This window comes from Nocardioides sp. FY1077 (assembly GCF_058681775.1).
Map to the genome: position 1 here is coordinate 264,026 of NZ_JBZWDB010000003.1, position 25,605 is coordinate 289,630.

Sequence of the window (25,605 nt, forward strand, 5' to 3'; positions counted from 1 at the left end):
CCGGACCGCCGAAGCGGTCCGGGGCACCGGGGTGGAGCAGGTCAGGCCTTGAGCAGGCTGCGCAGCACGTACTGCATGATGCCGCCGTTGCGGTAGTAGTTCGCCTCACCGGGGGTGTCGATGCGCACCACCGCGTCGAACTCGACGTCCTCGCCGCCCTCGCGGGTCGCGACGACCTTGACCGTCTTCGGCGTGGTGCCGTCGTTCAGCGCGGTGACGCCGGTGACCGCGAAGGTCTCCTCGCCGGTGAGCCCGAGCGACTCCGCGCTCTGGCCGGCGGGGTACTGCAGCGGCAGCACGCCCATGCCGATCAGGTTGGAGCGGTGGATGCGCTCGTAGGACTCGGCGATGACGACCTTCACGCCGAGCAGCGCGGTGCCCTTCGCGGCCCAGTCACGCGAGGAGCCGGAGCCGTACTCCTTGCCCGACAGCACCACCAGCGGGGTGCCGGCGGCCAGGTACTTCTCCGAGGCCTCGAAGACCGAGGTGACCTCGCCGCCCTCGGAGAAGTCGCGGGTGAAGCCGCCCTCGGTGCCGGGCGCGATCTGGTTGCGCAGGCGGATGTTGGCGAAGGTGCCGCGGATCATCACCTCGTGGTTGCCGCGCCGCGAGCCGTAGGAGTTGAAGTCCCGCTGCTCGACGCCGTGCTCGGCGAGGTAGCGACCGGCCGGCGAGTCCTTCTTGATCGCACCGGCGGGGCTGATGTGGTCGGTGGTGACCGAGTCGCCGAGCTTCAGCAGCACCCGGGCGCCCTCGATGTCGGTGACCGGCGCCGGCTCGTCGGGCATCCCGTCGAAGTACGGGGGCTTGCGCACGTAGGTCGACTCGGGGTCCCAGGCGAAGGTCTTGCCCTCGGGCGTGGGCAGCGACTGCCACTGCGCGTCGCCGGCGAAGACGTCGGCGTAGTCCTCGGCGAACATCTCGGCGGTGATCGCGTCGGCGATGACGTCCTCGACCTCGGCCGCGGTGGGCCAGATGTCCTTCATGTACACGTCGTTGCCGTCGGTGTCCTGGCCCAGCGGGTCGGTGAACAGGTCGACGTCCATCGAGCCGGCCAGCGCGTAGGCGACGACCAGCGGCGGGGACGCGAGGTAGTTCATCTTCACGTCGGGGTTGATCCGGCCCTCGAAGTTGCGGTTGCCCGAGAGCACCGAGACCACGGCGAGGTCGTTGTCGTTGACGGCCTGGCTGACCTCGGGGATGAGCGGGCCCGAGTTGCCGATGCAGGTGGTGCAGCCGTAGCCGACGAGGTTGAAGCCGAGCTTGTCGAGGTACGGCGTGAGGCCGGACTTGTCGTAGTAGTCCGAGACGACCTTCGAGCCGGGCGCCAGCGTCGTCTTGACCCACGGCTTGCGCTGCAGGCCCTTCTCGACGGCCTTCTTGGCCAGCAGGGCCGCGCCGATCATCACCGAGGGGTTCGAGGTGTTGGTGCAGGAGGTGATCGCGGCGATGGTGACGGCGCCGTGGTCGAGCTCGAACTGGGTGCCGTCGGCGAGGGTGACCAGGGCCGGGTTGCTCGGGCGACCACCGTCGGCCGGGGCGGCCGAGACGTAGTCGCGCGGCGGCGCCGAGGACTCGCCCTCGTGGGACGGGGCGTCGGAGGCCGGGAAGGACTCCTCGACGGTCTCGTCGTAGCCGGTGGCCTCGGCGGCGTCGTCGGGGTCGGTGTCGGTGTCACCCTCGTCGACGTAGTCGGCCAGCGCACCGCGGAAGGACGTCTTGGCCTCCGAGAGCGCGACGCGGTCCTGGGGGCGCTTGGGACCGGCCAGCGACGGCACGACGGTGGAGACGTCGAGCTCGAGCTGCTCGGAGAAGCGCGGCTCGGCCGCCGGGTCGTGCCACAGGCCCTGCTCCTTGGCGTAGGCCTCGACCAGCGCGAGCTGCTCCTCGGAGCGGCCGGTGAGGCGCAGGTACTTGGTGGTCTCCTCGTCGATCGGGAAGACCGCGATGGTGGAGCCGAACTCCGGGCTCATGTTGCCGATCGTGGCGCGGTTGGCCAGCGGCAGCGCGGAGACGCCGGGACCGTAGAACTCGACGAACTTGCCGACGACGCCGTGCTTGCGCAGCATCTCGGTGATGGTGAGCACCAGGTCGGTGGCGGTGGTGCCCTCGGGCAGGTCGCCGTTGAGCTTGAAGCCGACCACGCGCGGGATGAGCATCGAGACGGGCTGGCCCAGCATGGCCGCCTCGGCCTCGATGCCGCCGACGCCCCAGCCGACCACGCCGATGCCGTTGACCATCGTGGTGTGGGAGTCGGTGCCGACGCAGGTGTCGGGGTACGCCTGCAGCTCGCCGTCCACCTCGCGGGTGAACACGGTGCGGGCGAGGTGCTCGATGTTGACCTGGTGCACGATGCCGGTGCCCGGGGGGACGACCTTGAAGTCGTCGAAGGCGCCCTGGCCCCAGCGCAGGAACTGGTAGCGCTCGCGGTTGCGCTCGTACTCGATCTCCACGTTGCGCCCGAACGCCTCGGGGGTGCCGAACACGTCGGCGATGACGGAGTGGTCGATGACCATCTCGGCCGGGGCCAGCGGGTTGATCTTGGTGGCGTCGCCGCCGAGCTCGGCCATCGCCTCGCGCATCGTGGCGAGGTCGACCACGCACGGGACACCGGTGAAGTCCTGCATGATCACGCGCGCCGGCGTGAACTGGATCTCCTTGCTCGGGTCGGCGTCGGGGTCCCAGCCGGCGATGGCGCGGATGTCGTCGGCGGTGATGTCGGCGCCGTCCTCGGTGCGCAGGAGGTTCTCCAGCAGCACCTTGAGGCTGAACGGGAGGCTCGCGACGTCGAGGCCGTCACCGCTCACCGCGTCGAGTCGGAAGATCTCGTAGGACTTGCCGTCCACGTCCAGGGTGCTCTTGGCACCGAAGCTGTCCTGACTGGGCATGCGCTTCCATCTCCTCTGTTGCGTCGCGTGTGCGTCGACGTCCGGGGTCCGCCACGGCCATCTTGCCGTCGGGACGGGCACCCCTGAAAGGAAGGCTGTCCTAACCCTGGGCGACGGACGGGCCGCGATATGTCTTGATGTCAAGATACATCATGTCGAGCGATTCCGGGCGGACCACGGCCGCCCCACGGCGCCGGGTCAGCCGGCGGCGGGCTCGAGCAGCCCGACGCACTCCACGTGCTGGGTCATCGGGAAGAGGTCGAAGGCGCGCAGCGAGGTGAGCGCGTAGCCGTGCTCGGCGAAGATCGCGACGTCGCGCGCGAAGGCCGAGGGGTCGCAGGCGACGTAGGCCACCGCGCGGGGCGAGCGGGCGGTGATCGCCTCCACGACGGGTCGCTTGGCACCGGTGCGGGGCGGGTCGAGCACGACGAGGTCGACGGCGTCGGTGCCCTCCTCGGCGCGCAGCCCCAGCACCGCCTCCACGGGTCCGCAGACCACCTCGACGCCGGTGCCCCGGGCGCGGACGTCGGCGAGGTTGGCGTCGGCGTGCCGCGAGGCGGTGCGGTCGGCCTCCACCGCCGCCACCCGGCCGTCGGTGCCGACGGCGTCGCCGAGGACGCGGGCGAAGAGGCCCACGCCGGAGTAGAGGTCGAGCACCGACTCGCCGGCCCGCGGCGCGAGCGCACCCAGCACCGCGTCGACCAGCGTGGCCGGGGCGCCGGGGTGCACCTGCCAGAACCCGTCGGCGGCCACCTCGAAGTCCAGTCCCCCGACGCTCTCGACGAGCGTCCCCGGGGCCGGCTCGCGGGCGTCGGGGTGGGCGATGAGGCACTCGTCGATCTCCACCACCGCGCGCGAGCGGTGCTTGCGCATGCCGGTGCGCCGACGGCCGGCGTCGTCGGTGCCGAGGTCGACGTACTGCATGCGGGTGCGCCAGTGCAGCCCGTGGTCGTCACCGGGCACCTCCTCCACGGTGACCGGCACGTCGAGGCGCGCCAGGCGCTGCAGCTGCTCGCGGACGACGGCGGCCTTCAGCTCGCGCTGGGCCGGGACGGCGACGTGCTGGAAGTCGCAGCCGCCGCACAGGCCGGGCCCCGCGTAGCGGCACGGCGGCTCGACGCGGTCGGGCGAGGCCGACACGACGTCGACGGCGTCGGCGCGCCAGAAGCGGTCGCCGTCGGTGCCCTCGGTCACCTCGAGCACGACGCGCTCGCCGGGCAGGGCGTGGCGCACGAACACCACGCGCTGGTCGTCGCCGTCGGGCACCCGGGCGACGCAGTGACCTCCGTGGGCGACGGGTCCGACCTCCACCTCGAAGCGCTCGCCCGCCCTGGAGCGGCCTCGGGCCTTGCGGGGGCGGGGGTGTCGGCTCATCGGCGCAGCTCCTCGGGGTCACGGGGGTCGACCTGGCCGCGGCGCAGGTCACCGGGACGCACCCGGAAGTCGTCGTTGAGCTGGCGCTCGCGCGCGATCTGCGAGGACCGCAGCTGGTAGGGCACCGAGGTGACCATGACGCCGGGGGTGAACAGCAGCCGCCCCTTCAGCACCAGCGCGGTCTGGTTGTGCAGCAGCTGCTCCCACCAGCGCCCCACGACGTACTCGGGGATGTAGACGGCCACCACGCCGCGCGGGTTGGCCCGGCGGATCTCGGTGGCGTACTCGACGATCGGGCGCACCAGCTCGCGGTACGGCGAGTGCAGCACCTTCAGCGGCACGTCCATCCGGCGTTCGTCCCACTCGGCGAGCAGCGCGTCGGTGGCGGCGGTGTCGACGGAGACGTAGACGCCCTCGAGCACGTTGGGCCGGGTCGCCTTGGCGAAGGCCATCGCGCGCAGCGTCGGCTTGTGCAGCTTGGAGACCAGCACGATGGCGTGGACCCGGGTGGGCATCACCCGGTCCTCCTCGTCGGCGGCCAGCTCGAGCGCCACCTGGTCGTAGTGGGTGCGGATCGCACGCATCAGGGCGTAGAAGAACAGCATCGCCAGGATCGTGATCCAGGCCCCGGCGAGGAACTTGGTGACCAGCACGATGACCAGCACCACCCCGGTGAACGACAGCCCGACGGCGTTGATGGCGCGCGAGCGCATCATCCGGCGCCGCTCGCCGGGGTCGGTCTCGGTCTGCAGGTGGCGCGTCCAGTGCCGGATCATCCCGAGCTGGCTGAGGTTGAACGAGACGAAGACGCCGACGATGTAGAGCTGGATCAGCCGGGTGGTCTCGGCGTCGAAGGCCAGGATCAGCACGATCGCCATCACGGCGAGGAACACGATGCCGTTGCTGTAGGCCAGCCGGTCGCCGCGCGAGCCGAGCGCCCGCGGGGCGTAGCCGTCGTTGGCCAGGATCGAGCCCAGCACCGGGAAGCCGTTGAACGCGGTGTTGGCGGCCAGCACCAGGATGATGCCGGTGACGGTGACGACGAGGTAGAAGCCCGGCGGGAAGTCGCGGAAGACCGCGTCGGCGATCTGGGCGATCACGGTGTGCTGGTCGTAGTCGGCGGGCAGCGGCTGGCCGTCGCGGGTCAGCCGGTCGAGGTCGTGCGGGTCGACGTAGCGCAGGCCCATCTGGCGTGCCAGCACGATGACGCTGACCATCATCGAGATGGCGATCAGGCCCAGCAGCAGCAGCGTGGTGGCGGCGTTCTTGCTCTTGGGACGGGTGAACGCCGGCACGCCGTTGGAGATCGCCTCGACCCCGGTCAGCGCGGCGCAGCCCGACGAGAACGCCCGGGCCAGCAGGAACATCAGGCCGAACGTGGTCAGCGGGCCGTCGAGCCCCTCCTCGGGGGTGATCTCGAGGTCGGCGGACTCCACGCGCGGCAGGTCGCCGGTGACCAGCTGGAACAGCCCCAGCGCGCACATGCCGAGGATCGCCACCATGAACAGGTACGTCGGGACCGCGAAGAACCCGCCGGACTCCTTGATGCCGCGCAGGTTGATCGCCATCAGCACCACCACCAGCACCGCGCCGAAGGTGGCCTCGTGGCCGCTGAGCACCGGCAGCGCGGAGGCGGCGTACTGGGCGCCCGACGAGATCGACACCGCCACGGTGAGGATGTAGTCGACCAGCAGCGCACTGGCCACGGTGGTGCCGGCGCGGGCGCCGAGGTTGACCGTGGCCACCTCGTAGTCGCCGCCGCCGCTGGGGTAGGCGTGCACGGTCTGGCGGTAGGAGGCGATCACCGCGGCCATCACCAGCGCCACCGCGATCGCGATCTTCCACGACCAGACGTACGCCGACGCGCCCGCCAGCGAGAGCATGATGAAGACCTCGTCGGGGGCGTAGGCCACCGAGGAGAGCGCGTCGCTGGCGAACACCGGCAGTGCGATCCGTTTGGGCAGCAGCGTCTCGCCCAGCTGGGAGCTCCGCAGCTTCCGTCCGAGCAGGATTCTCTTCGAGACGTCGCCGACCCCCACGACCGGGAAGGCTACGGGATACGGTTCGCAGCGTGCACGTTGTGATCATGGGCTGCGGCCGCGTCGGCTCGACGCTCGCGCGCAGCCTCGAGGACCGGAACCACACGGTGTCGATCATCGACAGCGAGCCGGACGCGTTCCGGCGGCTCGGGCCGGGCTTCAACGGCGACAAGGTCACCGGCTACGGCTTCGACCAGGAGGTCCTGGAGAAGGCCGGCATCCGGCGCGCCGACGCGTTCGCCGCGGTCTCCAGCGGCGACAACTCCAACATCATCGCCGCCCGGGTGGCCCGCGAGACCTTCGGCCTGCAGCAGGTCGTGGCCCGCATCTACGACCCGGGCCGCGCCGAGGTCTACCAGCGCCTCGGCATCACCACGGTCGCCACCGTGAAGTGGACCGCCGACCAGGTGCTGCGCCGGATCCTGCCCGCCGGCGCCGAGCCGGACTTCCGCGACCCCAGCGGCACGATCCGCGTCGACCACGTGTCGGTACCGGAGTCGTGGGTGGGCCACCGCACGGTGCAGATGCAGGAGCAGAGCCGCAGCCGGATCGCCTGGATCGACCGCCTCGGCGAGGGCATGCTGCCCTCGCGGGACTCGATCCTGCAGGAGGGCGACATGCTCCACCTCGTGATCCGCGAGGACAACGCGGCGCACGCCTACGCCGTGCTCGACCGAGGACCGGAGGAGGGCTGACGTGCGCGTCGCCATCGCAGGGGCAGGGGCCGTGGGTCGCTCGATCGCCCGCGAGCTGATCGGCAACGGCCACGAGGTCCTGCTGATCGACAAGAACGCCGCGTCCATCAAGCCCGAGCGGGTGCCCGACGCCGAGTGGCTGCTGGCCGACTGCTGCGAGATGTCCTCGCTCGAGGAGGCCCGCCTCGAGCGCTGCGACGTGCTGATCTGCGCCACCGGCGACGACAAGGCCAACCTGGTCGCCTCGCTGCTGGCCAAGACCGAGTTCGGCGTGCCCCGGACGGTCGGGCGGGTGAACCACCCCAACAACGAGTGGCTCTTCAGCGAGGCCTGGGGCGTGGACGTCAGCGTCTCCACCCCGCGGATCATGTCGGCGCTGGTGGAGGAGGCCGTGAGCGTCGGCGACCTCGTGCGGCTGTTCACCTTCCGCCAGGGCAACGCCAACCTGGTCGAGATGACGCTGCCCGCCGACTCGCCGTACGTCGGCAAGCCGTCGGGCCTGATCCCGCTTCCGGGCAACTGCGCGCTGGTGACGATCCTGCGCGACGGGCAGGTCTACGTGCCGACGCCGGAGCAGCCGGTCGAGGCCGGCGACGAGCTGCTGCTGGTCGTGCCGGCCGAGGCCGAGGACGAGCTCGAGCGGCTGCTGGCCCCCTCCGCGCACGGCGGCTGAGCGGGGGCCGGTCCGACGGTCGGCCGAGGCGGTCAGGCGGTCAGGCGGCGACCGGGGTGCGGTTGCGGCCCAGCACCCAGGTCATCGCGGCGAGCGCGGCGAGCTGCAGCGGCCACCCGAGCACGATCTTGAGCACCCCGAGCGCGGCGACGACGGTGTCGACGTCCACCGCCTCGGCCTGACCGGCCAGCCACAGCGGCAGCTGCGCCGCCACCCGGATCACGCACGGCACCGCGAGCAGCCACGTGAGCGTGGTGCACAGCCGCACGACCTGGCGATCGGCGTGCCAGGCGGTGGGGTCGCCGGTCACGCTGCCGACCATGAACCCGACCAGGGGCCAGCGGATCAGGCAGGTGAAGGCCATCGCCACGGCGTACACGCCGTTGTAGATGAGCCCGGGCAGGAAGTAGGCGAGGGCCTGCTCGTCCTCGGTGCCGCCGCCGCGCGCCGACAGGGTGACGAAGAACCACCCGATGCCGATGCCGACGAGCGCGTTGACGGCGAACTGCACGGTGGTGCGCTGCACCAGCCGCACCAGCAGCGCGAGCGCCGCCGCGGCGCCGCCGACCACCAGGGCGAGGGTGAGCTCGCGGGTGGTGAGCCAGACGGCGGTGAACAGCAGGGTCGGCACCGCCGCCTCCACCATGCCGCGCTTCCCGCCCAGCGCCTTCACGAGCTGGGCGCGCACGACCGCCTCGACGGTCTCCACCGACGCCGGCGGTCCTGCGGTGGCCGCGGCGGCCGGGTCGCCGGTGCCCGGCGCCGGTGCGCTCACGGGATGAGCTCGTAGCGCGGGTTGTACATCACCCGCACGCCGTCGTGGAAGCCGATGCGGCCCTGCACCTGCATCGAGACGCCCGGGGAGATGCCGGCGATGCGCCGGCGGCCCAGCCACACGATCGTGATCACGCCGGAGCCGTCGTAGAGGTCGGCCTCGAGGGCCGGTACGCCGCCGCGCGGGCGCAGGGTCACGGTGCGCAGCGTGCCGCGCAGGACGACGCGCTCGCGGTCGGGCGCGGTGGCGATCGTGTCGTGGCCCGACTCGCAGTAGGTCTCGCGCATGTCGCGGGCGTGCTGGTCGGAGCTGTTGGCCCACTTGCTGATGCTGCGCCGCAGGCGGCTCTTCTCCCCCACGGCGCTACTCCGCCGGCCGGGGCGCGGCCGGGTCGGGCGCGGCCGGGTCGGGCTCGGCCTCGGGGGCGTTCGGAGGGGCGGCCTCCGTCGCTGCGGGGACCGGGCCCTGGGGGGGCCGGGCCGCGGCCGGCTGCACGCGGCGCGCGTTCTCCGGCAGCTGCACCGGCAGCGCCTCACCCACCGGCATCGCCCCGGTGCCGCGGCGCACGGCGACGCGGGTGATCAGGTGCTCCCAGTCGCCCGCCTCCTCGGGGGTGCGGGCCGGTCCGCCGATCAGGGTGGCGCGCAGCATCCACCGCGGGCCGTTGACGCCGATGATGCGCGACTGCTGCACGCCGGTGCGCCCGTCGGGCAGCTGGGTGGCCAGCTCGCAGCGCAGCTCGGGACCGAAGGGGCCCTCCACCTCGGTGGCGGTGCCACCACGTCGCACCATGTCGTCGGCGATCTGCGGACGCACCTCGCCCCACAGGTCGCCGTGGCGCGGCGCGGCGAAGGCGCGCAGCTCGAGCGCACCGTCGGGACCGGCCACCATCACGGCCTGCACCCGGCCGCTGGACTCCTCCACCTGGAGCCGCAGCTCGCGGTCGGGGGTGGGCTCGATGAGCAGCGAGCCAAGGTCGGCGCGGGCGACGCCGTCGTCCGGCAGGTCGTCGGCGTCGAAGGGTCCGCGGGCCGGCTCGGCGGCCGCAGCGGCCGCAGCGGCCTCCGCGGCCGACGCGGCGGCGACGTCCTCGTCGCTGGCCTGGGACTTGCGGCGGAACTTCACGAGAGCGTGCTCCTCGGTGGGTCGTCAGGGTCGGTCGGCGCGGGTCGGCGGCGTGACGCAGGAGGCGCCTGGGTCTGGGCGAAGCCTCCGGTAGAACCGTAACCCCCGTGACCGCGCGCGCTGTCGGGGAGTTCGCCGACCTCGCGGAACCGGGCGCGCTCGACGCGCTGCACCACCAGCTGCGCCACCCGGTCGCCGCGGCGCAGCTCGACGGGCTCGGCGGGGTCGAGGTTGACCAGCAGCACCTTCACCTCGCCGCGGTAGCCGGCGTCGACCGTGCCGGGGCTGTTGACGATGGACAGGCCGTGGCGCGCGGCCAGGCCCGAGCGCGGGTGCACCAGGCCGACGTACCCCGCGGGCAGCGCCAGCGCGATCCCGGTCGGCACCAGCGCCCGCTCCCCCGGCGCCAGCGTGACGTCGACGGTGGTGAGCAGGTCGGCGCCGGCGTCGCCGGGGTGGGCGTAGGCCGGCAGCGGCAGGTCGGGGTCGAGGCGCACGACCGGCAGGTCGAGGTCGGCGGGCCCGGCGTCGTGGGACTGGTCGGTCATGGCCGCCGACCCTAGGCCACCGCGCCGGCGGCCCCGGGCGCACCACCACCCCCGGAGGGTGGGAAACTGGTGCGGTGAGCACGCCGCCGACCTACCACGAGCGCCTCGGCGTGCCGCTGCGCTGGTGGGCGCAGGGCACCATGCTGGTGGCCAGCCTGTGGCTCGCCGTGGTCGTGGCGGTGCCCGGGATCGTGGCCTGGCTGGTCACCGCCGTCGCGGTGGCGCTGATGACCGCGCTGCTGGTCTCCTACGGCTCGGCGGTGATCAGCGTCTCCGACGGCGTGCTGCGCGCCGGCCGCGCCCGCATCGCGCTCCACCACGTGGGGTCCGTGGAGGCCCTCGACGCCGAGGCCACCCGCCGCACCGCCGGCCGCGACGCCGACGCGCGGGCCTACCTGCTGCTGCGGCCCTACCGCAAGCGCGCGGTCAAGGTGGGCCTGGTCGACCCCGCCGACCCGACGCCGTACTGGCTGCTCAGCACCCGCCGACCCGACGAGCTGGCGGCAGTGCTGACCACCGCAGCGGGTGAACGCCCGCGCCGCTGACCCGCGCTAGGGTCCAGGCATGGCTACGGACAGCTCCAAGATCTGGTCGGTCTTCTCCCTCGCGGCGGCGCTCGGCGCGGCCGCGGTGGCGAAGAAGACGCTGAACACCTCGTGGAAGGCCGCGACGGGCAAGAACCCGCCGGCCAACCCCGCCGACCCCGACGTCGAGATCTGGGAGGCCGTGGCCTGGGCCGCGGCCAGCGGCACGCTGATCCAGATCGCGCGCATGCTCGCCGCCCGCAAGGCCGCCGGCTACTACGCGAAGTCCACCGGCCACCTGCCCCCCGACCTGGTCAAGGACGGCCAGGACGGCCGCAAGTCGCCCGCCCGCACCTGACCCCCTGCCGGCGACGCCGGCACCCCGGACGACGACGAGGGCCGCACCCCTGGCGGGGTGCGGCCCTCGTGCCGTGCTGCGGCGTCGTGCCGCGTGCTGCTCCGTGGTGCTGCGTCAGGCGCAGTCGTGGCAGATCATCTTCTTGCTGTCAGCCAGCTGCGAGCGGTGGTGCACCAGGAAGCAGCTCATGCAGGTGAACTCGTCGTCCTGCTTGGGCTTCACCTCGACGGCGAGCTCCTCGTGGGAGAGATCGGCGCCGGGCAGCTCGAACGCCTCGGCGGCCTCGGCCTCGTCCTCGTCGACCTTCCCGGAGTTCTTGTCGTGGCGACGCGCCTTGAGCTCTTCGATGCTCTCCTCGGACTGGTCTTCCTCGTTCTTGCGCGGTGCGTCGTAGTCAGTCGCCATCGTCAGTCACTCCCCTCGTCCTTGCCGGTCGCCCCCGTCGGCGCCGAATTGTGCACCATCAGGTCCGGCCTGCGCACACCGGTCTGGTGTGGCGACGCGTCAACGTCGGCCCCTGGGCGGCTATTCCGTCCTGCGGCCCCGGGGCCAGGGCCCCCGGTGCCCCTCCTGGGGCGTTCCACCCAGGATCAGGCCCCCCGCTGCTCCGCGGCGAATCCCGCGGCCACCACGGCCTCGCGGAAGGTGTCGAAGGTCTCAGCCGGGGCGGCCACCAGCAGGGTCAGCCCACCGGCTCCCACCAGCTCCTCGGTGCGGGCACCGGCCAGCCGCGCGACCAGTCCGCCGGCGGCGTGGTCCCACGGGTTGACGCCCTCCTCGACGTAGGCGTCGACCGACCCCTCGGCCACCGCACACAGGTCGAGGGCCGCCGCACCCAGCCGGCGGACGTCGCGCACGCGCGGCAGCAGCTCCACCATCGCGCGGGCCTGCAGCGCGCGCACGCGCCGGTCGTAGGAGAAGCCGGTCGCCACGAGCGTGGTGGACAGGTCGGTGCCGGGGCGCACCCGCAGCGGCCGGCCGTCGCACTCGGTGACGGCGTCGACCCCGTCGTGGGCCACGTGGGCGCGGTAGGTGGTGCCGGTGGCGGCGTTGAGCACCACCCCGGCCACGACCTCGCCGTCGCGCTCGGCCGCCACGCTCACGGCGTACTGGCGGATGCCGTAGAGGAAGTTGACGGTGCCGTCGATCGGGTCGACGATCCAGCGCACCCCGGAGGACCCGGGGGTGTCGTCGCCCTCCTCGCCCATGATCGCGTCGTCGGGCCGGGCGGCGAGCAGGAGCGAGCGGATCAGCTGCTCGCTGGCGCGGTCGGCCTCGGTGACGATGTCGATGTCGCTGGACTTGGTGTCGGCCACCTGCGGGCCGGCGGCGCGCCGCTCCTGCACCAGCACGGCCGCGGTGCGCGCCACCGCTAGCGCGAGGTCGGCGAGCTCGCGCGGGGTGTCACCCACGCCCGGCGCCACCGCTGCGCTCACGCGACGGGGACCGACTGGCCCGGGACCCGAGCGGCCACGTCGGCCGGCAGCGGGTCGGAGCCCGGGATCGCGGGGCGCGCCGCGCGCGGGTTGGCGCAGCAGCTGCGCGGGCAGACGTCCCACATCGGGCCGGTCTCGCCGAGGGCGGCGCGGGCCACCTCGCCGCCGCGCTCCACGGTGGCGCGCTCGACGAGCAGGTCGCGCACGGCGGCGACGAAGCGGGGGTCGGTGCCGGCCGTCGCGGCGCGGCGTACCGGCAGGCCGAGCCCGGCAGCGGTCTCCACGGCCTCGGTGTCGAGGTCGTAGATGACCTCCATGTGGTCGGAGACGAAGCCCACCGGCACCATCACCACCGCCGGCACCCCACGCCCGTGCAGCGTCTCGAGGTGGTCGTTGACGTCGGGCTCGAGCCACGGCACGTGCGGGGCACCGGAGCGCGAGCAGAAGACGAGCTCGTGGGGGTGGACGGTGCCGGTCTCCTCTGCCACCCGCTGCGCGACCACCGCGGCGACGTCGAGGTGCTGGCGCACGTAGGCGCCGCCGCCCTGCTCGGGCGGGCCGCTGCTGTCGTTCATCGCCAGCGGGATGGAGTGGGTGACGAAGGCGAGGTGGGCGCCGGCACGCACGTCGTCGGGCAGGTCGGCCAGTGCCGCGAGCGTCGCGTCGACGACCGGCTCCACGAAGCCGGGGTGGTTGAAGTAGTGGCGCAGCTTGTCGAGACGGGGCGCGCCCTCGAGGCCGTCGACGGCGTCGAACAGGTTCTCGCGGTACTGCCGGCAGCTGCTCCACGACGAGTAGGCGCTGGTGACGAAGCAGGCGGCCCGGGTGATCCCGTCGGCGGCCATCCGGGCCAGGGTGTCGGCGAGGTAGGGGTCCCAGTTGCGGTTGCCCCAGTAGACCGGCAGGTCGATGCCGGCGCCGGCCAGGTCGGCCTCCAGCGACGCGATGAAGTCGCGGTTCTGGTCGTTGATCGGCGAGCGCCCACCGAAGAGGTGGTAGTGCTTGCCGACCTCCTCGAGCCGCTCGCGCGGGATGCCGCGCCCGCGGGTGACGTTCTCGAGGAACGGCACGACGTCGTCGGGGCCCTCGGGGCCGCCGAAGGAGACCAGCAGCAGGGCGTCGTAGGGGCTCACGTCGACGTCGGCCACGGCGTCCAGGGGGTTCTCGCTCACGTCCTCATCGTAGGTGGGTGCCCGGGGCGGCCCTCACCCCTCGGGCCCGACCCGGCTCCACGGCGTGCGACCCCCGTCACGCGGGCCACCGACGACCGGTCCGCGATTGGTGGGGCGCCGGGCGCCGACCTACGCTCGCGTCGATGCTGTCGACCTACCGCCGGGTGCTGCGCGAGCCGGGTGCGCTGCTCTTCTCCGCCACCGGCATGGTGGCGCGCCTGCCGATGTCGATGGCCGGCCTGGGCATCGTGCTGCTCGTCGAGGCGTCCACCGGCTCCTACGGCGTCGCCGGCGCGGTCTCGGCGGCCTACATGGTGGCCAACGCCATCATGGCCGTGGTGCAGGGCCGGCTCCTCGACCGCTTCGGCCAGGGCCGGGTGCTCACCGCCTCCAGCGTGCTGTTCGGGCTGTCGATGGTCGTGCTCGTGTGGTCGGTGGAGGCCGGCTGGCCGATCGCCACGACGTACGTCGTCGCCGCGCTGGCCGGCGGCACCCTGCCGCAGATCGGCTCGTGCGTGCGGGCGCGCTGGTCCTACGTGCTGAGCCGCCCCGCCGACGTGCAGACCGCCTACGCCCTCGAGGCGGTCGTCGACGAGGCCTGCTTCATCGTCGGTCCGATCCTGGTCACCCTGCTGGCCACGGCGGTGCACCCGGTGGCCGGCCTCGGCGTCGCGGTGGTGGCCGGCACCGCCGGCGGTCTCGCCTTCGCCGGGCAGCACCGCACCGAGCCGCCGGCCCACCGCCACGACCACACCACCGGCCCGCGCACCCCGCTGCCGTGGCGCACCGTCGCGCCGCTGGCCGTCGTGTGCGCCGCGCTGGGCGTGCTGTTCGGGGCCGCGGAGGTCACCACCGTCGCGTTCGCCGAGGAGCAGGGCGCCAAGGCGTGGTCGGGCGGGCTGCTCGCGCTGTGGGCGCTGGGCAGCCTCACCTCCGGCGTGGTCACCGGTGCCGTGGCCTGGCGCCGCGGCCCGGCCGTGCGGGTGCGGTGGGGCTCGGCGGCGATGGCGGCCGCGATGGTGCCGCTGGTCTTCGTCGACTCCCTCGCCCTGATGGGCCTGCTGCTGCTCGTGGGCGGGGTGGCCATCGCCCCCACGATGGTCGCCACGCTGTCGCTCACCGAGCGCACCGTGCCGCGGGCCCGGCTCACCGAGGGCATGGCGATCATGCAGACCGGGCTCGTCGCCGGCGTCGCCCCCGGCGCCACGATCAGCGGTGTGGTGGTCGACTCCTCGGGTGCCTCCGCGGCCTACCTGGTCTCGGTGGGCGCGGGCCTGCTGGCGCTGGTCGCCGCCCAGCTGCTGCCGCGCGGCGACGCGGCCGACGGCCCGGCGCACGACGAGCCGGCGCACGACGTGCCCGCCCCCGGCGAGGCGCCGGCCCGGGGCTGACGCCGCCCCGCCGGCGTACGCCCTGCCGGCGTACGCCCGGGGTCAGACGCTCGCGGGGCCGCGCGGCAGCGGCGCCTGCCAACCGCGCCACAGCGCGAGCAGCCGCCACACCAGGCAGACGGCGGCGGCCACCAGCACGACGCCGACGCCGGGCAGGTCGGCGCGGGTGCCGAGCACCGCCACCCCCGCACCGGCCAGTGCCGGGATCGCGTAGAGCTCGCCGCGCAGCACGACCGGCACCCGCCCGGCCAGCACGTCGCGCAGGATGCCGCCACCGATCCCGGTGGCCATGCCGAGCAGTGCCGCGGGCAGCGGGCCCAGGCCGTAGTCGAGGGCCTTGAGCGCCCCGGCGACGCAGAACAGCGCCAGGCCGAAGGCGTCGAACACGTTGACCACGCGCTCACGGCGCCCCAGCGCGGGGTGGAAGACGAAGGTGATCAGCCCCGCCGCGAGCGGCACGAGCAGGTAGCGCCAGTCGGCGAGGGCGGCCGGTGGCACCGCGCCGATCAGCACGTCGCGCAGGAACCCCCCGCCCAGACCGGTGACCCCGGCCAGCACGATCGCGCCGAACACGTCGAGCTCCTTGCGCACCGCGACCAGGGCGCCGGAGATGGCGAAGACGAAGATGCCCAGGAGGTCGAGGACGAGCAGCGTGGTGCTCGGCTCCGGCGTGGTCACCCGGGGAGGCTACCGAGGCCGCCCGACGGTGTCGCCGCAGGTCACGGGCGGGCGCGCGGTGCCCCGGCTCCCCGACGAGGGGCACGCGCTGGCGTAGGCTCGCGCCATGGTGCACCTGACCCTCGCCGGCGTGAGCGAGGACGGGAAGCGCCTGCTCCTGGTGGGTGACGACGGGGTCGAGCACACCCTCGACAACGACGCGCGGCTGCGCGCCGCACTCCGCGGAGACACCTCACGCCCCGCTCGGTTGGAGAACACCATGGACAGCGCCCTACGCCCCCGCGACATCCAGGCCCGCATCCGGGCCGGCGAGACCCCGGAGGCCGTCGCCGAGGCCGCCGGCACCGACCTCGACCGGGTCATGGCGTACGCCGGACCCGTGCTCGCCGAGCGCGAGCACGTCGCCCAGCGGGCCCAGCGCTCCTCGGTGCGTCGCCGCGGCGGCGACGGGTCGGCCGGGCGCACCCTCGGCGACGCCGTGTCGTCCCACCTGCGCGCCCACGACACCGACCCCGGCCAGGTCGAGTGGGACTCCTGGCGCCGTGAGGACGGCCGCTGGTCGCTGGTCGCCCAGTACGCCGCCGCGCAGCGCGAGGGCATCGCCGAGTTCACCTTCGACGTGCCCGGCAACTTCGTCGTGCTCGACAACGACGACGCCCGGTGGCTCGTCGGCGAGACGCTGCCGACCGCGCCGCCCGCCGCCGCCCCCGCCGAGCCGCGCGACGACCTCGAGCGGGCCCGCCAGCGCCGCCTCGGGTCCCCGACCGACGACGAGGTCGCCGAGCCTGCCGCGACCGTCGGGTCGGTGGACGGTGGCGACCAGGAGCTGCCGCTGGGCGACGACGCCATCGAGATGGTCTCCCCCACCACCGACAGCCCCGTCGAGGCCTTCCTCGACCCCACCCCGCCCGACGACGACGCCGGTGAGCGCATCGGCGGCCAGGACGACGCCACCGCCCGCGACGACGCGGCCGACGCCGCCGCGCTCGACGACGCGGTCGTCGACGACGACGCCCCCACGCTGCCCGGCACCCCCGAGCCCGAGGCACCCCCGCGTCGTCCGGTGAAGAAGAGCCGCGGCCGCGCCTCGGTCCCGAGCTGGGACGAGATCATGTTCGGCGGCGGCAAGCAGGACTGACCCGCCGCCGCACCTGCTCTCCGCCGGTCGAGTGCCGAGGAGCGCTAGCGACGAGGTGTATCGAGCCCCCGCCATTCGCTGGTCGAGTGCCGAGGAGCGCCAGCGACGAGGCGTATCGAGACCCCCCGCCATTCGCTGGTCGAGTGCCGAGGAGCGCCAGCGACGAGGCGTATCGAGACCCCGCAACCAGGGTGATCGACCGGTGGAGAACCACTGCACTCGAACGCGTGTTCGAGTAGAATGAGGGCATGCCCAGCGCCCTCCGCTACCGCCGTCAGGACGCGTCGACCGACGCGCTGCTGAGCGAGGTCTGCACCCACCGGGCAGCGGCAGATGCCGCTGAGGTGGCGCAGCTGGTGGCAACAGTCAGGTGGGCGGCTGCCAATGAGGTCGAGCCGTACGACGACGTGCTCGAGGACGCAGCGACCGTGCCCGGCACCGACCGCCAGCTGGCGGTCGCCGGTGTCGGTGCGCCGCTCGTATCGGAGTTCGCGGTGGTGGAGCTGGCTGCTGCGCTGGGCATGTCCAGCGACGCCGGGATGCGGTACGTCGGCCACGCCCTCGAGATCGCCCACCGCCTCCCCCACCTGTGGTCCCGCGTCACCGCCGGTGACGTCGCGGTGTGGCGCGCCCGCCGGGTGGCGGAGCAGACGCTGGCGCTGAGCCCGGACGCGGCGGCGTTCGTGGACCGCCACGTCGCGCCGGCGGCCTCGAAGATCGGCTTCCGGGCGCTGGACCGGTTGATCGACGAGGCCATCGTCCGTCACGACCCCGACCAGGCACGGCTGAGAGCGGCGAAGGCGGCCGACGACCGCTGCTTCGACGTGGACACCTCCCAGGTGTCGGTGTTCGGCACCATGCACGTGCAGGGCGACCTCGACCTCGCTGACGCGCTGGACCTGGACGCCGCGGTCGCGCACTGCGCGGCGCAGCTGGCCGACCTCGGCTGCACCGAGTCCCTGGACGCCCGCCGCGCGATGGCAGTCGGGGAGATCGCTCGTGCCCAGACGGCCCTCGACCTGACCCGCGACGACACCGAGGCCGAGCCCACCCCACGCCGACGCCCCGCCCGGCAGGTCGTGCTACACGTCCACCTCAGCGACGCCGCCCTCCGCGACGACACCGGCCTGCACCTCGCCCGGGTCGAGAGGACCCGCTCGTTCGTCACCGCCGACCAGGTCAAGACCCGGTGCGCCACCGGCACCCGAGTGACGGTCCGGCCGGTCCTCGACCTCGCCGAGCAGCTGCGCACCGACGCCTACGAGGTCCCCGACCGAATGCGCGAGCAGGTCGTGCAGCGCGACGGCACCTGCCGCTTCCCCCACTGCACCCGCCCAGCCCGGTCATCCGACGTCGACCACATCGCTGCCTATCGGGCACTGTCCGACGGCGGCCCACCCGGCCAGACGGCTACTGCCAACCTGGCGTCGTTGTGTCGGCGACATCACCGGGCCAAGACCCACGACGGCTGGACCTACACCCGCACCGCCGCCGCGGCGTACGAATGGACCAGTCCCCACGGGCACCGGTACGCCGTCGACCTTTCGGGCACCACCCACCTCACCTGAGCGACGCCTCTGTCGTTCGTTGGTCGGCAGGGCGCGCAGCGCCCGTGTCGAAACCCCCGCCGCCCGCGCTGGTACCTGCCCTGGGCGCGTACCAGCGGATGGTTCCGTGGTCTCGATACACCTCGTCGCTAGCGCTCCTCGGCACTCGACCACCGAGGCGGGGTTCGTTGGCGGGAAGGGCGCGCAGCGCCCGGCCCCTTCGTTGGTTGAGCAGGGCGCGCTAGCGCCCGTGTCGAAACCCCCGCAGCCCGCGCTGGGAGCCCCCCTGGCCAGTCCCCAGCGGACGGGTGGGCGGTCTCGATACACCTCGTCGCTAGCGCTCCTCGGCACTCGGCCACCGAGGAGCGGCCAGTTCGTTGGTCGGCAGGGCGCGCAGCGCCCGATCCCCCGTTCAATGGTCGGCAGGGCGCGCTGGCGCCCGTGTCTTGAAACCTCGGGAGCCAGCGCTGGCACCTGCCCTGGTCCAGTTCCCGGCGGACGGTCAGCTGGTCTCGATACACCTCGTCGCTGGCGCTCCTCGTCACTCGACCACCGAGAAGGCCACTCGACCACCGAGGCGGGCAGGGGCGTCGGGTGAGCAAGGCGCGCGGCGGTGGTCGAGCAGAGCCCCCAGCGGGCGTGGCGAGTAGCCTGCCGCCATGTCGTACTTCGTGACCGGCGCCACAGGGTTCATCGGACGCCACCTCGTCGAGGAGCTGCTCGACCACCGCGAGGGCGAGGTGTTCGTGCTGGTGCGGGCCGGGTCGCTGGCCCGCCTCGAGGCGCTGGTGCGCCGGTGGGGGTCGGACCGGGTGACGCCGGTGGTGGGCGACCTGGGTGCGCCCGGCCTCGGAGTCGACCCCGCGTGGGTGTCAGAGCACGTCGGGGAGGTGGAGCACTTCTTCCACCTCGCCGCGGTCTACGACATGACCGCCGACGCCGAGGCCAACGAGGCGATGAACGTCGGCGGCACCCGCGCCGCGCTGCAGCTCGCCGCCGACCTCGAGGTCGGCTGCTTCCACCAGGTCTCGTCGGTGGCCGCCGCCGGCGACCACCGCGGCGTCTTCGACGAGACGATGTTCGCGGAGGGCCAGCACCTGCCCTCGCCCTACCACCGCACCAAGCACGAGTCGGAGCGGCTGGTGCGCGAGGAGTCGACGGTGCCGTGGCGGGTCTACCGCCCGGCCATCGTGGTGGGCCACTCGCAGACCGGCGCGATGGACAAGGTCGACGGGCCCTACTACTTCTTCCCGCTGATGAAGCGGCTGCGCGACACGCTGCCGTCGTGGGTGCCCCTGGTGGGCGTCGACCTCGGCGACACCAACGTCGTGCCGGTCGACTACGTCGCGGCCGCGATGGACCACCTCGCCCACCTGCCCGGCCACGACGGCGAGGCGTTCCACCTGGTCAACCCCGAGCCGCAGCCGGTGACCGAGATGGTCAACGCGTTCTGCGCCGCCGCCAGCGCCCCGACGTTCGCCACCCCGCTCGACCGGCGCCTGACCACCGCCGGCCCCCTGGGCCGCCTGCCCGGGGCGCTGCGTCCCACCGCCCTGGTCGGCCGGGTGGTGGGCCACCCGTGGGTGCAGGCCGCCCTCGACCCGCTCACCGCCCGCGTCGGCGTGCCGGCGGAGGTGCTGGCCCACACCAGCTTCTCGGCCGTCTTCGACTCCCGACGCACCGAGCGCGCGCTCGCCGGCTCCGGCATCGCGGTGCCCGACCTCGAGTCGTACGCCGACACGCTGTGGACCTACTGGGAGGAGCACCTCGACGACTCCACCGGCAACGACCGCGCCACCCGCAACGCCCTGGCCGGTCGCCACGTGGTGATCACCGGTGCCTCCTCCGGCATCGGCCAGGCGACCGCGCTGAAGGTGGCGCAGGCCGGCGGCATCCCCGTGCTGGTGGCACGCGGCAAGGACAAGCTGGAGGAGACCCGGGCGCTCATCGAGCACCACGGCGGCACCGCCCACGTCTACCCCTGCGACCTCTCCGACCTCGAGGCCATCGACGCGCTGTGCACCCAGCTCGTCGCCGACCTGCCCTCGGTCGACGTCGTGGTCAACAACGCCGGCCGCTCGATCCGCCGCTCGCTGGCGCTGTCGCAGGACCGCTTCCACGACTTCGAGCGCACCATGCAGCTCAACTACTTCGGCGCGATCCGCCTGGTGATGGGCCTGCTGCCCACCATGCGCGCGCAGCGCAGCGGGCACGTCGTGAACGTCTCCTCGATCGGGGTGCAGACCAACCCGCCGCGCTTCTCGGCGTACGTCGCCTCGAAGTCGGCGCTCGACTCGTGGAGCAACGTGGTCGCCTCCGAGCTCGTCGGCGACGGCGTCACCTTCACCGGCATCCACATGCCGCTGGTGCGCACGCCGATGATCGCCCCGACCAAGATCTACGACAAGTTCCCCACGATCTCCCCGGCGCAGGCCGCCGACCTCGTCGTGCGCGCGATGGTGGAGCGGCCCCACGAGATCAACACCGCCCTCGGCAACGCCGGGGCCGTGCTGCACACCCTGGCGCCCAAGCTGGCGTTCCGGGTGCTGAACATGGCCTTCCACGTGTTCCCCGACTCCGCAGCGGCCCGCGGCGACGACCCCGCCCGCGAGTCGGAGCAGATCATGCTGGCCCGGCTGTTCCGTGGCGTGCACTGGTGAGCCTCACGACGTAGCAGGGCGCTCCACGACGACGTGGGCAGGCGTCCCGTCGGCGGCCGGCTCGACGCCCACCGGCACGAACCCGCGGGCGGCGCAGAACGCGGCCGCCCGCCTGTCGCCCTCGACGTACGACAGCCGCAGCGCGGCACCCCCGGCCACCCGGGCCAGCGCCTCGAGCACCGCGGTGCCGGCGCCGCGGCCCTGCTCGGCGGGGTGCACCAGCAGTGTCCACACGGTCGCCACGTCGTGGCGCAGGTCGACGTTGCCGGCGCCGACCACCCGGTCGCCGCGCACCGCCACCACCCAGTCGGTCACGCCCAGCGAGGCGACGAGCGCGGCGGGCGTCCACCACGTCTCGAGCGTCGTGCGGGCGTACCCCGGGTCGACGTCGTACGCCGCCGGCCACACCTCGTGGGCCGTCGCCACCAGCGCGGCGACGTCGTCGGTGGTGCCGGGTCGCAGCAGCAGGTCGCCCGCCACCACGACCGGACGGCGCGGGTCGGTGAGCCAGCCGCTCCACGACTCGGCGTGCAGGGCAGCGCGCACGCCGGCCACCTCGAGGGCCAGCACGTCGTGGGCGGCAGTGATCCCGGAGCCGCAGGTGGCCGCCACCTGCGCGCCCGGCACCGCCCCCACCGCGGCATAGGCCGCCGCCAGGTCGCCCGGGCTACGCAGCCGGCCGTCGGGGCCGAGGTTGTCGGTGGCCGGCACGTTCACCGCGCCGGGCAGGTGACCGGCCACCGGGTCGACCGGCTCCACCTCGCCGCGGTGGCGCTCCGGCGCGCGGGCGTCGACCACCACGTCGACGTCGAGCACGGCGCGGGAGTCGACGACCGGGAGGTGGCCGGGGTCGGCGGTGAGGTCGCCCGGCTCGGGGGTGACGTCACCGGTCTCCACCGGTGCGCCCGCCGCCACCCAGGCCGCCCACCCACCGTCGAGCACCCGCACGTCGCGGTGGCCGTGGAAGCGCAGCAGCCACCACGCCCGGGCGGCCGCTAGGCCCGACCAGTCGTCGAGCACGACCACCGGACGGCGCGCGGACACCCCGGCGCGGCGCATCGCCGCCACGAACGTCGCGTCGTCGGGCAGCGGGTGGCGCCCGCGTCCACCGGGGCCCGTCTCGGCGGGTGCGGCCAGCTCGGTCTCGAGGTCGACGTACGCCGCTCCCGGCACGTGGCCGGCGCGGTGCTCGGGCCGCCCGGGCGGCCCGCCCAGGCGCCAGCGGACGTCGAGCACGGTGACCCCGCCCGCGGGGTCCGCCAGCCGCTCGCGCAGCTCGTCGACGGAGATCAGCGGCGCGGCCACGCGGTCGGTCATGACCCCATCCTGCCCGGCCCGGGCGGGGACGGTCCCGCCGTCGGCCACGTCCGGGGCGTCGTGGCAGGATCGCTCCTCGTGGCCGAACTGCACTTCTTCACCGGCACGATGGACTCCGGCAAGAGCACCCTCGCGCTCCAGACCAACCACAACCACGCCGCGCGCGGGCGCCAGGGCCGCATCTTCGTCACCCGTGACCGCGCCGGCACCGGCCAGGTCTCCAGCCGGCTCGGCCTGGTGCACGCGGCCCTCGAGGTCGACCCCGGCTTCGACTTCTGGCGCTACGTCGTGGAGTCGCTCACCCGCGGCGAGCGCGTCGACTACCTGATCTGCGACGAGGCCCAGTTCTACACCCGCGAGCAGGTGGAGCAGCTGGCGAAGGTGGTCGACGAGCTGCAGATCGACGTGTTCGCCTTCGGCATCCTCACCGACTTCCGCACCGAGCTGTTCCCGGGCTCCGCGCGCCTGGTCGAGCTCGCCGACCGGATGAACGTGCTGCAGGTCGAGGCGCTGTGCTGGTGCGGCAAGCGGGCCACCCACAACGCCCGCACCGAGAACGGCGTGATGGTGCTCGAGGGCGAGGTGATCGTGGTCGGCGACGTCGACCTCACCGGTGACGACCCGGCGACCACCAGCGAGGCCGACGCCGACGTCGCCTACGAGGTGCTGTGCCGCCAGCACCACCGCCGCCGGCTCACCGCCGCGCGCGCCAAGGCCGTGAGCCTGGCCCCCGAGCCGCTGCCGTTCGGCTGAGCGGTCCCGCCGGTCCCGCCGGTCCCGCCGGTCCGAGGCGTCGGCGCGCTCAGTCGACCAGCACCGGGATGAGCATCTCGTCGGGGGTCAGCGAGCCGTGCAGACCCACCAGTCCGGCCTCGTAGGGCCAGTCGGTGGTGGACAGGATCGCGCTGTCGCCGTGGCAGGCCACCACCACGTCGCCGTAGCGCGGCAGCACCGACGCCGACACGGAGCCGAACCAGCCGCGGCCCACGGCGTCCTCGCGGGCCAGCACCTCAGCCCGCTCCCCCAGCACCGCACGCCAGGTCGCGACCACGTCGTCGACGGCGCCGCGCTGGCAGTAGAGCTGGCGGAAGCGCGCCTCGCCCCCGAGCAGGGCCACGCCGTCGCGCAGCTCGTGCACCTCGTCGACGTCCACGCGCGACTCCTGCGGTGAGTCGACCATGCCGTGGTCGGCCACCACGAGCAGCCGCACGTGCGCGGGGAGCGCCTCGCGCAGCTGCTCGGCCTCGGCGTCGATCATCGCCAGCTGCTGCAGCCACTGGCTCGAGCGCACGCCCCAGCGGTGGCCGGTCCAGTCGAGGTCGCCGTCGTAGAGGTAGGTGAGCGAGGGGCGCACCGCCGAGGCCGCCACGGCGGCGGCGATCCGCTCGCCGACCTTGTCGGCGCCCACGTAGTCGGCGCCGCGGTGGGCGGCCACGGTCAGCCCGCTCCCGGCGAACTCGCGCTTGTTGACCACCGTCACGCCCACCCCGGCGCGGCCGAGCCGGGCGAACGCCGTGCTCTGCGGCTGCCACTCCAGCGGGTCGACGCCCCTCGACCACTGCAGCGCGTTGAGCAGCCGGTCGGTGCCCGGCACCCGAGAGGTGAACCCCACGACGCCGTGGGAGCCCGGCACCAGCGCGGTGCCCAGCGACGTCAGGCTGGTGGCGGTGGTGGACGGCACCCCGCAGGTCGCGGCGGAGTGCCCCGCGGCCAGCGCCGACAGGTACGGCGCCACGTGGGCGTGGCGCTCGAGCAGCCGGGCGCCGAGGCCGTCGACGAGGAACACGACGTACGCCGACGCGTCGGGGAGCACCAGCCCGGGCGGCGGGGCCACCACCTGCCCGTCGGGGTCGCGCAGCGAGCGCCCGAGCGCGGCCGCGACGGCCGGCACGACGTCGCCCAGCGACCGCTCGCCGTACGCCGGCGCGAGGAACCCGTCGGTCCCGGTGCTCACCGCGCGACCTCAGGCCAGGTGGGTGCGCGCGGACAGGGCCTCGGCGAAGGTCAGCAGCCCGGAGACCGCGTCGGCGCCGTCGGCGGCCGCGGAGACCCGCAGCGAGAAGTCGTCGGAGGCCAGCACGCCGGTGTAGCCGTGGTCGGCGTCGCACTGGGGGTCGTTGCAGCCGGCCGGCTCCAGGTCGAGGCGGCTCACCCCACCCCAGCCGATCGTCATCACGGCCTCCGCGGGGTGGCTCGGCCCGGCCGTGGGGTCGGCCACCATGCGCGTGACCACCACCGACTTCACCGCCGAGAGGCGCACGGCCTCGGTGGAGGTCGACGTGTAGGGACGGGGCAGCAGGTCGTCGCCGGCGTGCTCGTCGGTGTGGGCCAGCACCAGGCGCGTCGGGGTCAGCGCCACGACGCTGAGGTGGCGGCGCACCTCGTCGTCCTCGAAGGTGGGCTCGTGGTGCACGAACCAGGCCACCACCTGCTCGCCGGCCACCGCGGCGGCCACACCGTCGGCGACGACCTCGGGGTAGTAGCCGGTGCGGTCGATGGCGGCCTTGAGCTCGCGGCTCCGGTCGCGGTCGTCGGTACGGGCGGCACGCATGGCCGCAGTCTGTCACGGCGCGGCCCACCGACCCCGCCGAGGGCGCACCGGCGCCCCCGCCCCAGCGAGGGCCCCCGGCCGGCAGGACTCAGAAGGTGTAGCCGAAGACCGCGATGTCCTTGGCGAAGACCGACTCGACGCGGCGACGCATCGGCTCGGTGTACTGCTCGTGGTAGTCGGGGCGCGCCTTGTCGACGTTCACGCTCTTCGGCGGCGTCCACGGCAGGTCGCAGCGAGCGAAGACCGCACGCAGATCGGCCTCGAGGCTCTCCTGGCGACCGATCATGTCGGCGCGGCGGGTCTTGGTGGACAGGTAGCGCACCTGCGGCACCTGGAGCCGGGTCCACTCGTCGAGGCCCTTCATGATGAAGGTCTCGAAGTCGGGGCAGCTCTCGGCCACCCCGCGCATGAACTGGTTCTTGCGCTCGATGACCACCGAGCCGTCGCGCTCGGTCTCGCGGAAGCGCTCGACCATGCGGAACCACGACAGCATCCGCGCCCACGGGTTCCGAACGAAGCCGACCGTCCAGTACGACGTCAGGTCGGGCTCCTCGCGCAGGATCGCGCCGAGCATCGAGTGCCGGTCCATGCCGGTGACCTGGCGGGCGTCGGGGAGCGCCGGCTCGAGGGCCCGCTGGATGGTCGAGCCACCCGTCTTCTGCACGTGCACGAAGAGCAGCCGCGCACTGTCGGAGATCACCATGCGGCGGATCCTA

At 73.7% G+C, this 25,605-nt stretch carries 24 protein-coding genes; 9 read left to right on the top strand and 15 right to left on the bottom strand.

The window, feature by feature from the left end; genetic code table 11:
* Positions 1-41: 41 nt before the first annotated feature.
* The 3 genes from AC4OR8_RS10810 to AC4OR8_RS10820 all read right to left on the bottom strand — a co-directional run bounded on the left by AC4OR8_RS10810 (position 42) and on the right by AC4OR8_RS10820 (position 6,301).
* Positions 42-2,888 (bottom strand): aconitate hydratase, encoded by a 2,847-nt coding sequence (locus AC4OR8_RS10810; protein ID WP_492165560.1) that lies wholly within the window; start codon positions 2,886-2,888, stop codon positions 42-44.
* 198 nt (positions 2,889-3,086) lie between these two features.
* The gene (locus tag AC4OR8_RS10815) at positions 3,087-4,262 is read right to left on the bottom strand and encodes a class I SAM-dependent RNA methyltransferase (RefSeq protein ID WP_492165561.1); all 1,176 of its coding nucleotides are present in this window, start codon (positions 4,260-4,262) and stop codon (positions 3,087-3,089) included.
* Positions 4,259-6,301: an APC family permease gene (locus AC4OR8_RS10820; protein ID WP_492165562.1), complete on the bottom strand. Its 2,043-nt coding sequence runs from the start codon at positions 6,299-6,301 to the stop codon at positions 4,259-4,261. The genes AC4OR8_RS10815 and AC4OR8_RS10820 overlap by 4 nt, the downstream gene beginning before the upstream one ends.
* Before the next feature lie 47 nt (positions 6,302-6,348).
* On the opposite strand from AC4OR8_RS10820, the gene AC4OR8_RS10825 reads away from it, so the two are divergent.
* Together AC4OR8_RS10825 and AC4OR8_RS10830 are read left to right on the top strand one after the other, a co-directional pair.
* The gene (locus AC4OR8_RS10825; protein ID WP_492166411.1) at positions 6,349-6,996 is read left to right on the top strand and encodes a potassium channel family protein; all 648 of its coding nucleotides are present in this window, start codon (positions 6,349-6,351) and stop codon (positions 6,994-6,996) included.
* Between the two features lies 1 nt (position 6,997).
* On the top strand, positions 6,998-7,669 hold the full coding sequence (locus tag AC4OR8_RS10830; RefSeq protein WP_492165563.1) for a potassium channel family protein: 672 nt from the start codon (positions 6,998-7,000) through the stop codon (positions 7,667-7,669).
* Between the two features lie 40 nt (positions 7,670-7,709).
* Here the strand turns inward: AC4OR8_RS10830 and AC4OR8_RS10835 are convergent, their stop codons facing one another.
* From AC4OR8_RS10835 to dut, 4 genes are read right to left on the bottom strand one after another with little or no spacing between them, the layout of a single operon-like run.
* Positions 7,710-8,444: a DUF3159 domain-containing protein gene (locus tag AC4OR8_RS10835; protein WP_492165564.1), complete on the bottom strand. Its 735-nt coding sequence runs from the start codon at positions 8,442-8,444 to the stop codon at positions 7,710-7,712.
* On the bottom strand, positions 8,441-8,803 hold the full coding sequence (locus AC4OR8_RS10840) for an OB-fold nucleic acid binding domain-containing protein (protein ID WP_492165565.1): 363 nt from the start codon (positions 8,801-8,803) through the stop codon (positions 8,441-8,443). Before AC4OR8_RS10840 ends, AC4OR8_RS10835 begins: the two co-directional genes overlap by 4 nt.
* Positions 8,804-8,807: 4 nt before the next feature.
* Positions 8,808-9,569, bottom strand: a complete 762-nt coding sequence (locus AC4OR8_RS10845; RefSeq protein WP_492165566.1) for a DUF3710 domain-containing protein — start codon at positions 9,567-9,569, stop codon at positions 8,808-8,810.
* A complete protein-coding gene (gene dut, locus AC4OR8_RS10850; RefSeq protein WP_492165567.1) occupies positions 9,566-10,117 on the bottom strand; it encodes a dUTP diphosphatase in 552 nt (183 codons plus the stop codon). The genes AC4OR8_RS10845 and dut overlap by 4 nt, the downstream gene beginning before the upstream one ends.
* Positions 10,118-10,191: 74 nt before the next feature.
* On the opposite strand from dut, the gene AC4OR8_RS10855 reads away from it, so the two are divergent.
* Together AC4OR8_RS10855 and AC4OR8_RS10860 are read left to right on the top strand one after the other, a co-directional pair.
* Positions 10,192-10,662 (top strand): DUF3093 domain-containing protein, encoded by a 471-nt coding sequence (locus tag AC4OR8_RS10855; RefSeq protein ID WP_492165568.1) that lies wholly within the window; start codon positions 10,192-10,194, stop codon positions 10,660-10,662.
* Positions 10,663-10,681: 19 nt separating this feature from the next.
* On the top strand, positions 10,682-10,999 hold the full coding sequence (locus AC4OR8_RS10860) for a DUF4235 domain-containing protein (RefSeq protein ID WP_492165569.1): 318 nt from the start codon (positions 10,682-10,684) through the stop codon (positions 10,997-10,999).
* Positions 11,000-11,113: 114 nt separating this feature from the next.
* Here AC4OR8_RS10860 and AC4OR8_RS10865 read toward each other — a convergent pair whose 3' ends face one another.
* The 3 genes from AC4OR8_RS10865 to AC4OR8_RS10875 form a co-directional block, all read right to left on the bottom strand.
* Positions 11,114-11,404 carry a DUF4193 domain-containing protein gene (locus AC4OR8_RS10865; RefSeq protein WP_492165570.1) on the bottom strand — a complete coding sequence of 97 codons (291 nt, stop codon included), beginning with the start codon at positions 11,402-11,404 and terminating at the stop codon, positions 11,114-11,116.
* A gap of 185 nt (positions 11,405-11,589) precedes the next feature.
* Positions 11,590-12,411, bottom strand: a complete 822-nt coding sequence (locus AC4OR8_RS10870; RefSeq protein ID WP_492165571.1) for an inositol monophosphatase family protein — start codon at positions 12,409-12,411, stop codon at positions 11,590-11,592.
* 20 nt (positions 12,412-12,431) lie between these two features.
* Entirely contained in the window at positions 12,432-13,607 is a 1,176-nt protein-coding gene (locus AC4OR8_RS10875; RefSeq protein ID WP_492165572.1) for a ferrochelatase, read from the bottom strand.
* A gap of 143 nt (positions 13,608-13,750) precedes the next feature.
* Between AC4OR8_RS10875 and AC4OR8_RS10880 the strand changes: the two genes are divergently transcribed.
* The gene (locus AC4OR8_RS10880; protein ID WP_492165573.1) at positions 13,751-14,998 is read left to right on the top strand and encodes an MFS transporter; all 1,248 of its coding nucleotides are present in this window, start codon (positions 13,751-13,753) and stop codon (positions 14,996-14,998) included.
* Between the two features lie 42 nt (positions 14,999-15,040).
* Here the strand turns inward: AC4OR8_RS10880 and AC4OR8_RS10885 are convergent, their stop codons facing one another.
* Positions 15,041-15,676: a trimeric intracellular cation channel family protein gene (locus AC4OR8_RS10885; RefSeq protein ID WP_492165574.1), complete on the bottom strand. Its 636-nt coding sequence runs from the start codon at positions 15,674-15,676 to the stop codon at positions 15,041-15,043.
* Positions 15,677-15,782: 106 nt separating this feature from the next.
* Between AC4OR8_RS10885 and sepH the strand changes: the two genes are divergently transcribed.
* The 3 genes from sepH (at position 15,783) to AC4OR8_RS10900 (ending at position 21,021) form a co-directional block, all read left to right on the top strand.
* A complete protein-coding gene (gene sepH / locus AC4OR8_RS10890; protein ID WP_492165575.1) occupies positions 15,783-16,814 on the top strand; it encodes a septation protein SepH in 1,032 nt (343 codons plus the stop codon).
* Positions 16,815-17,062: 248 nt separating this feature from the next.
* Positions 17,063-18,382 (top strand): HNH endonuclease signature motif containing protein, encoded by a 1,320-nt coding sequence (locus tag AC4OR8_RS10895; protein ID WP_492165576.1) that lies wholly within the window; start codon positions 17,063-17,065, stop codon positions 18,380-18,382.
* A gap of 638 nt (positions 18,383-19,020) precedes the next feature.
* Positions 19,021-21,021: an SDR family oxidoreductase gene (locus tag AC4OR8_RS10900; protein ID WP_492165577.1), complete on the top strand. Its 2,001-nt coding sequence runs from the start codon at positions 19,021-19,023 to the stop codon at positions 21,019-21,021.
* A 3-nt stretch (positions 21,022-21,024) separates the two neighbouring features.
* Here AC4OR8_RS10900 and AC4OR8_RS10905 read toward each other — a convergent pair whose 3' ends face one another.
* Positions 21,025-22,338: a GNAT family N-acetyltransferase gene (locus AC4OR8_RS10905; RefSeq protein WP_492165578.1), complete on the bottom strand. Its 1,314-nt coding sequence runs from the start codon at positions 22,336-22,338 to the stop codon at positions 21,025-21,027.
* Positions 22,339-22,416: 78 nt separating this feature from the next.
* On the opposite strand from AC4OR8_RS10905, the gene AC4OR8_RS10910 reads away from it, so the two are divergent.
* The gene (locus tag AC4OR8_RS10910) at positions 22,417-23,091 is read left to right on the top strand and encodes a thymidine kinase (protein WP_492165579.1); all 675 of its coding nucleotides are present in this window, start codon (positions 22,417-22,419) and stop codon (positions 23,089-23,091) included.
* Positions 23,092-23,140: 49 nt separating this feature from the next.
* Here the strand turns inward: AC4OR8_RS10910 and AC4OR8_RS10915 are convergent, their stop codons facing one another.
* The 3 genes from AC4OR8_RS10915 to AC4OR8_RS10925 form a co-directional block, all read right to left on the bottom strand.
* Positions 23,141-24,292, bottom strand: coding sequence for an alkaline phosphatase family protein (locus tag AC4OR8_RS10915; protein ID WP_492165580.1), 1,152 nt, complete (start codon positions 24,290-24,292; stop codon positions 23,141-23,143).
* Between the two features lie 9 nt (positions 24,293-24,301).
* Complete coding sequence (locus AC4OR8_RS10920; protein ID WP_492165581.1) at positions 24,302-24,889, bottom strand: DUF5998 family protein; 588 nt, start codon at positions 24,887-24,889, stop codon at positions 24,302-24,304.
* Positions 24,890-24,977: 88 nt separating this feature from the next.
* Complete coding sequence (locus tag AC4OR8_RS10925) at positions 24,978-25,592, bottom strand: sulfotransferase family 2 domain-containing protein (RefSeq protein ID WP_492165582.1); 615 nt, start codon at positions 25,590-25,592, stop codon at positions 24,978-24,980.
* Between the last annotated feature and the right edge of the window lie 13 nt (positions 25,593-25,605).

Bases quoted from the DNA above. Each gene is read 5' to 3' on its own strand.
- AC4OR8_RS10810 (WP_492165560.1), bottom strand. From the start codon at position 2,888: ATGCCCAGTCAGGACAGCTTCGGTGCCAAGAGCACCCTGGACGTGGAC.
- AC4OR8_RS10815 (WP_492165561.1), bottom strand. From the start codon at position 4,262: ATGAGCCGACACCCCCGCCCCCGCAAGGCCCGAGGCCGCTCCAGGGCG.
- AC4OR8_RS10825 (WP_492166411.1), top strand. From the start codon at position 6,349: ATGGGCTGCGGCCGCGTCGGCTCGACGCTCGCGCGCAGCCTCGAGGAC.
- dut (WP_492165567.1), bottom strand. From the start codon at position 10,117: ATGACCGACCAGTCCCACGACGCCGGGCCCGCCGACCTCGACCTGCCG.
- AC4OR8_RS10860 (WP_492165569.1), top strand. From the start codon at position 10,682: ATGGCTACGGACAGCTCCAAGATCTGGTCGGTCTTCTCCCTCGCGGCG.
- AC4OR8_RS10865 (WP_492165570.1), bottom strand. From the start codon at position 11,404: ATGGCGACTGACTACGACGCACCGCGCAAGAACGAGGAAGACCAGTCC.
- AC4OR8_RS10880 (WP_492165573.1), top strand. From the start codon at position 13,751: ATGCTGTCGACCTACCGCCGGGTGCTGCGCGAGCCGGGTGCGCTGCTC.
- sepH (WP_492165575.1), top strand. From the start codon at position 15,783: ATGGTGCACCTGACCCTCGCCGGCGTGAGCGAGGACGGGAAGCGCCTG.
- AC4OR8_RS10895 (WP_492165576.1), top strand. From the start codon at position 17,063: ATGCCCAGCGCCCTCCGCTACCGCCGTCAGGACGCGTCGACCGACGCG.
- AC4OR8_RS10900 (WP_492165577.1), top strand. From the start codon at position 19,021: ATGTCGTACTTCGTGACCGGCGCCACAGGGTTCATCGGACGCCACCTC.
- AC4OR8_RS10905 (WP_492165578.1), bottom strand. From the start codon at position 22,338: ATGACCGACCGCGTGGCCGCGCCGCTGATCTCCGTCGACGAGCTGCGC.
- AC4OR8_RS10920 (WP_492165581.1), bottom strand. From the start codon at position 24,889: ATGCGTGCCGCCCGTACCGACGACCGCGACCGGAGCCGCGAGCTCAAG.
- AC4OR8_RS10925 (WP_492165582.1), bottom strand. From the start codon at position 25,592: ATGGTGATCTCCGACAGTGCGCGGCTGCTCTTCGTGCACGTGCAGAAG.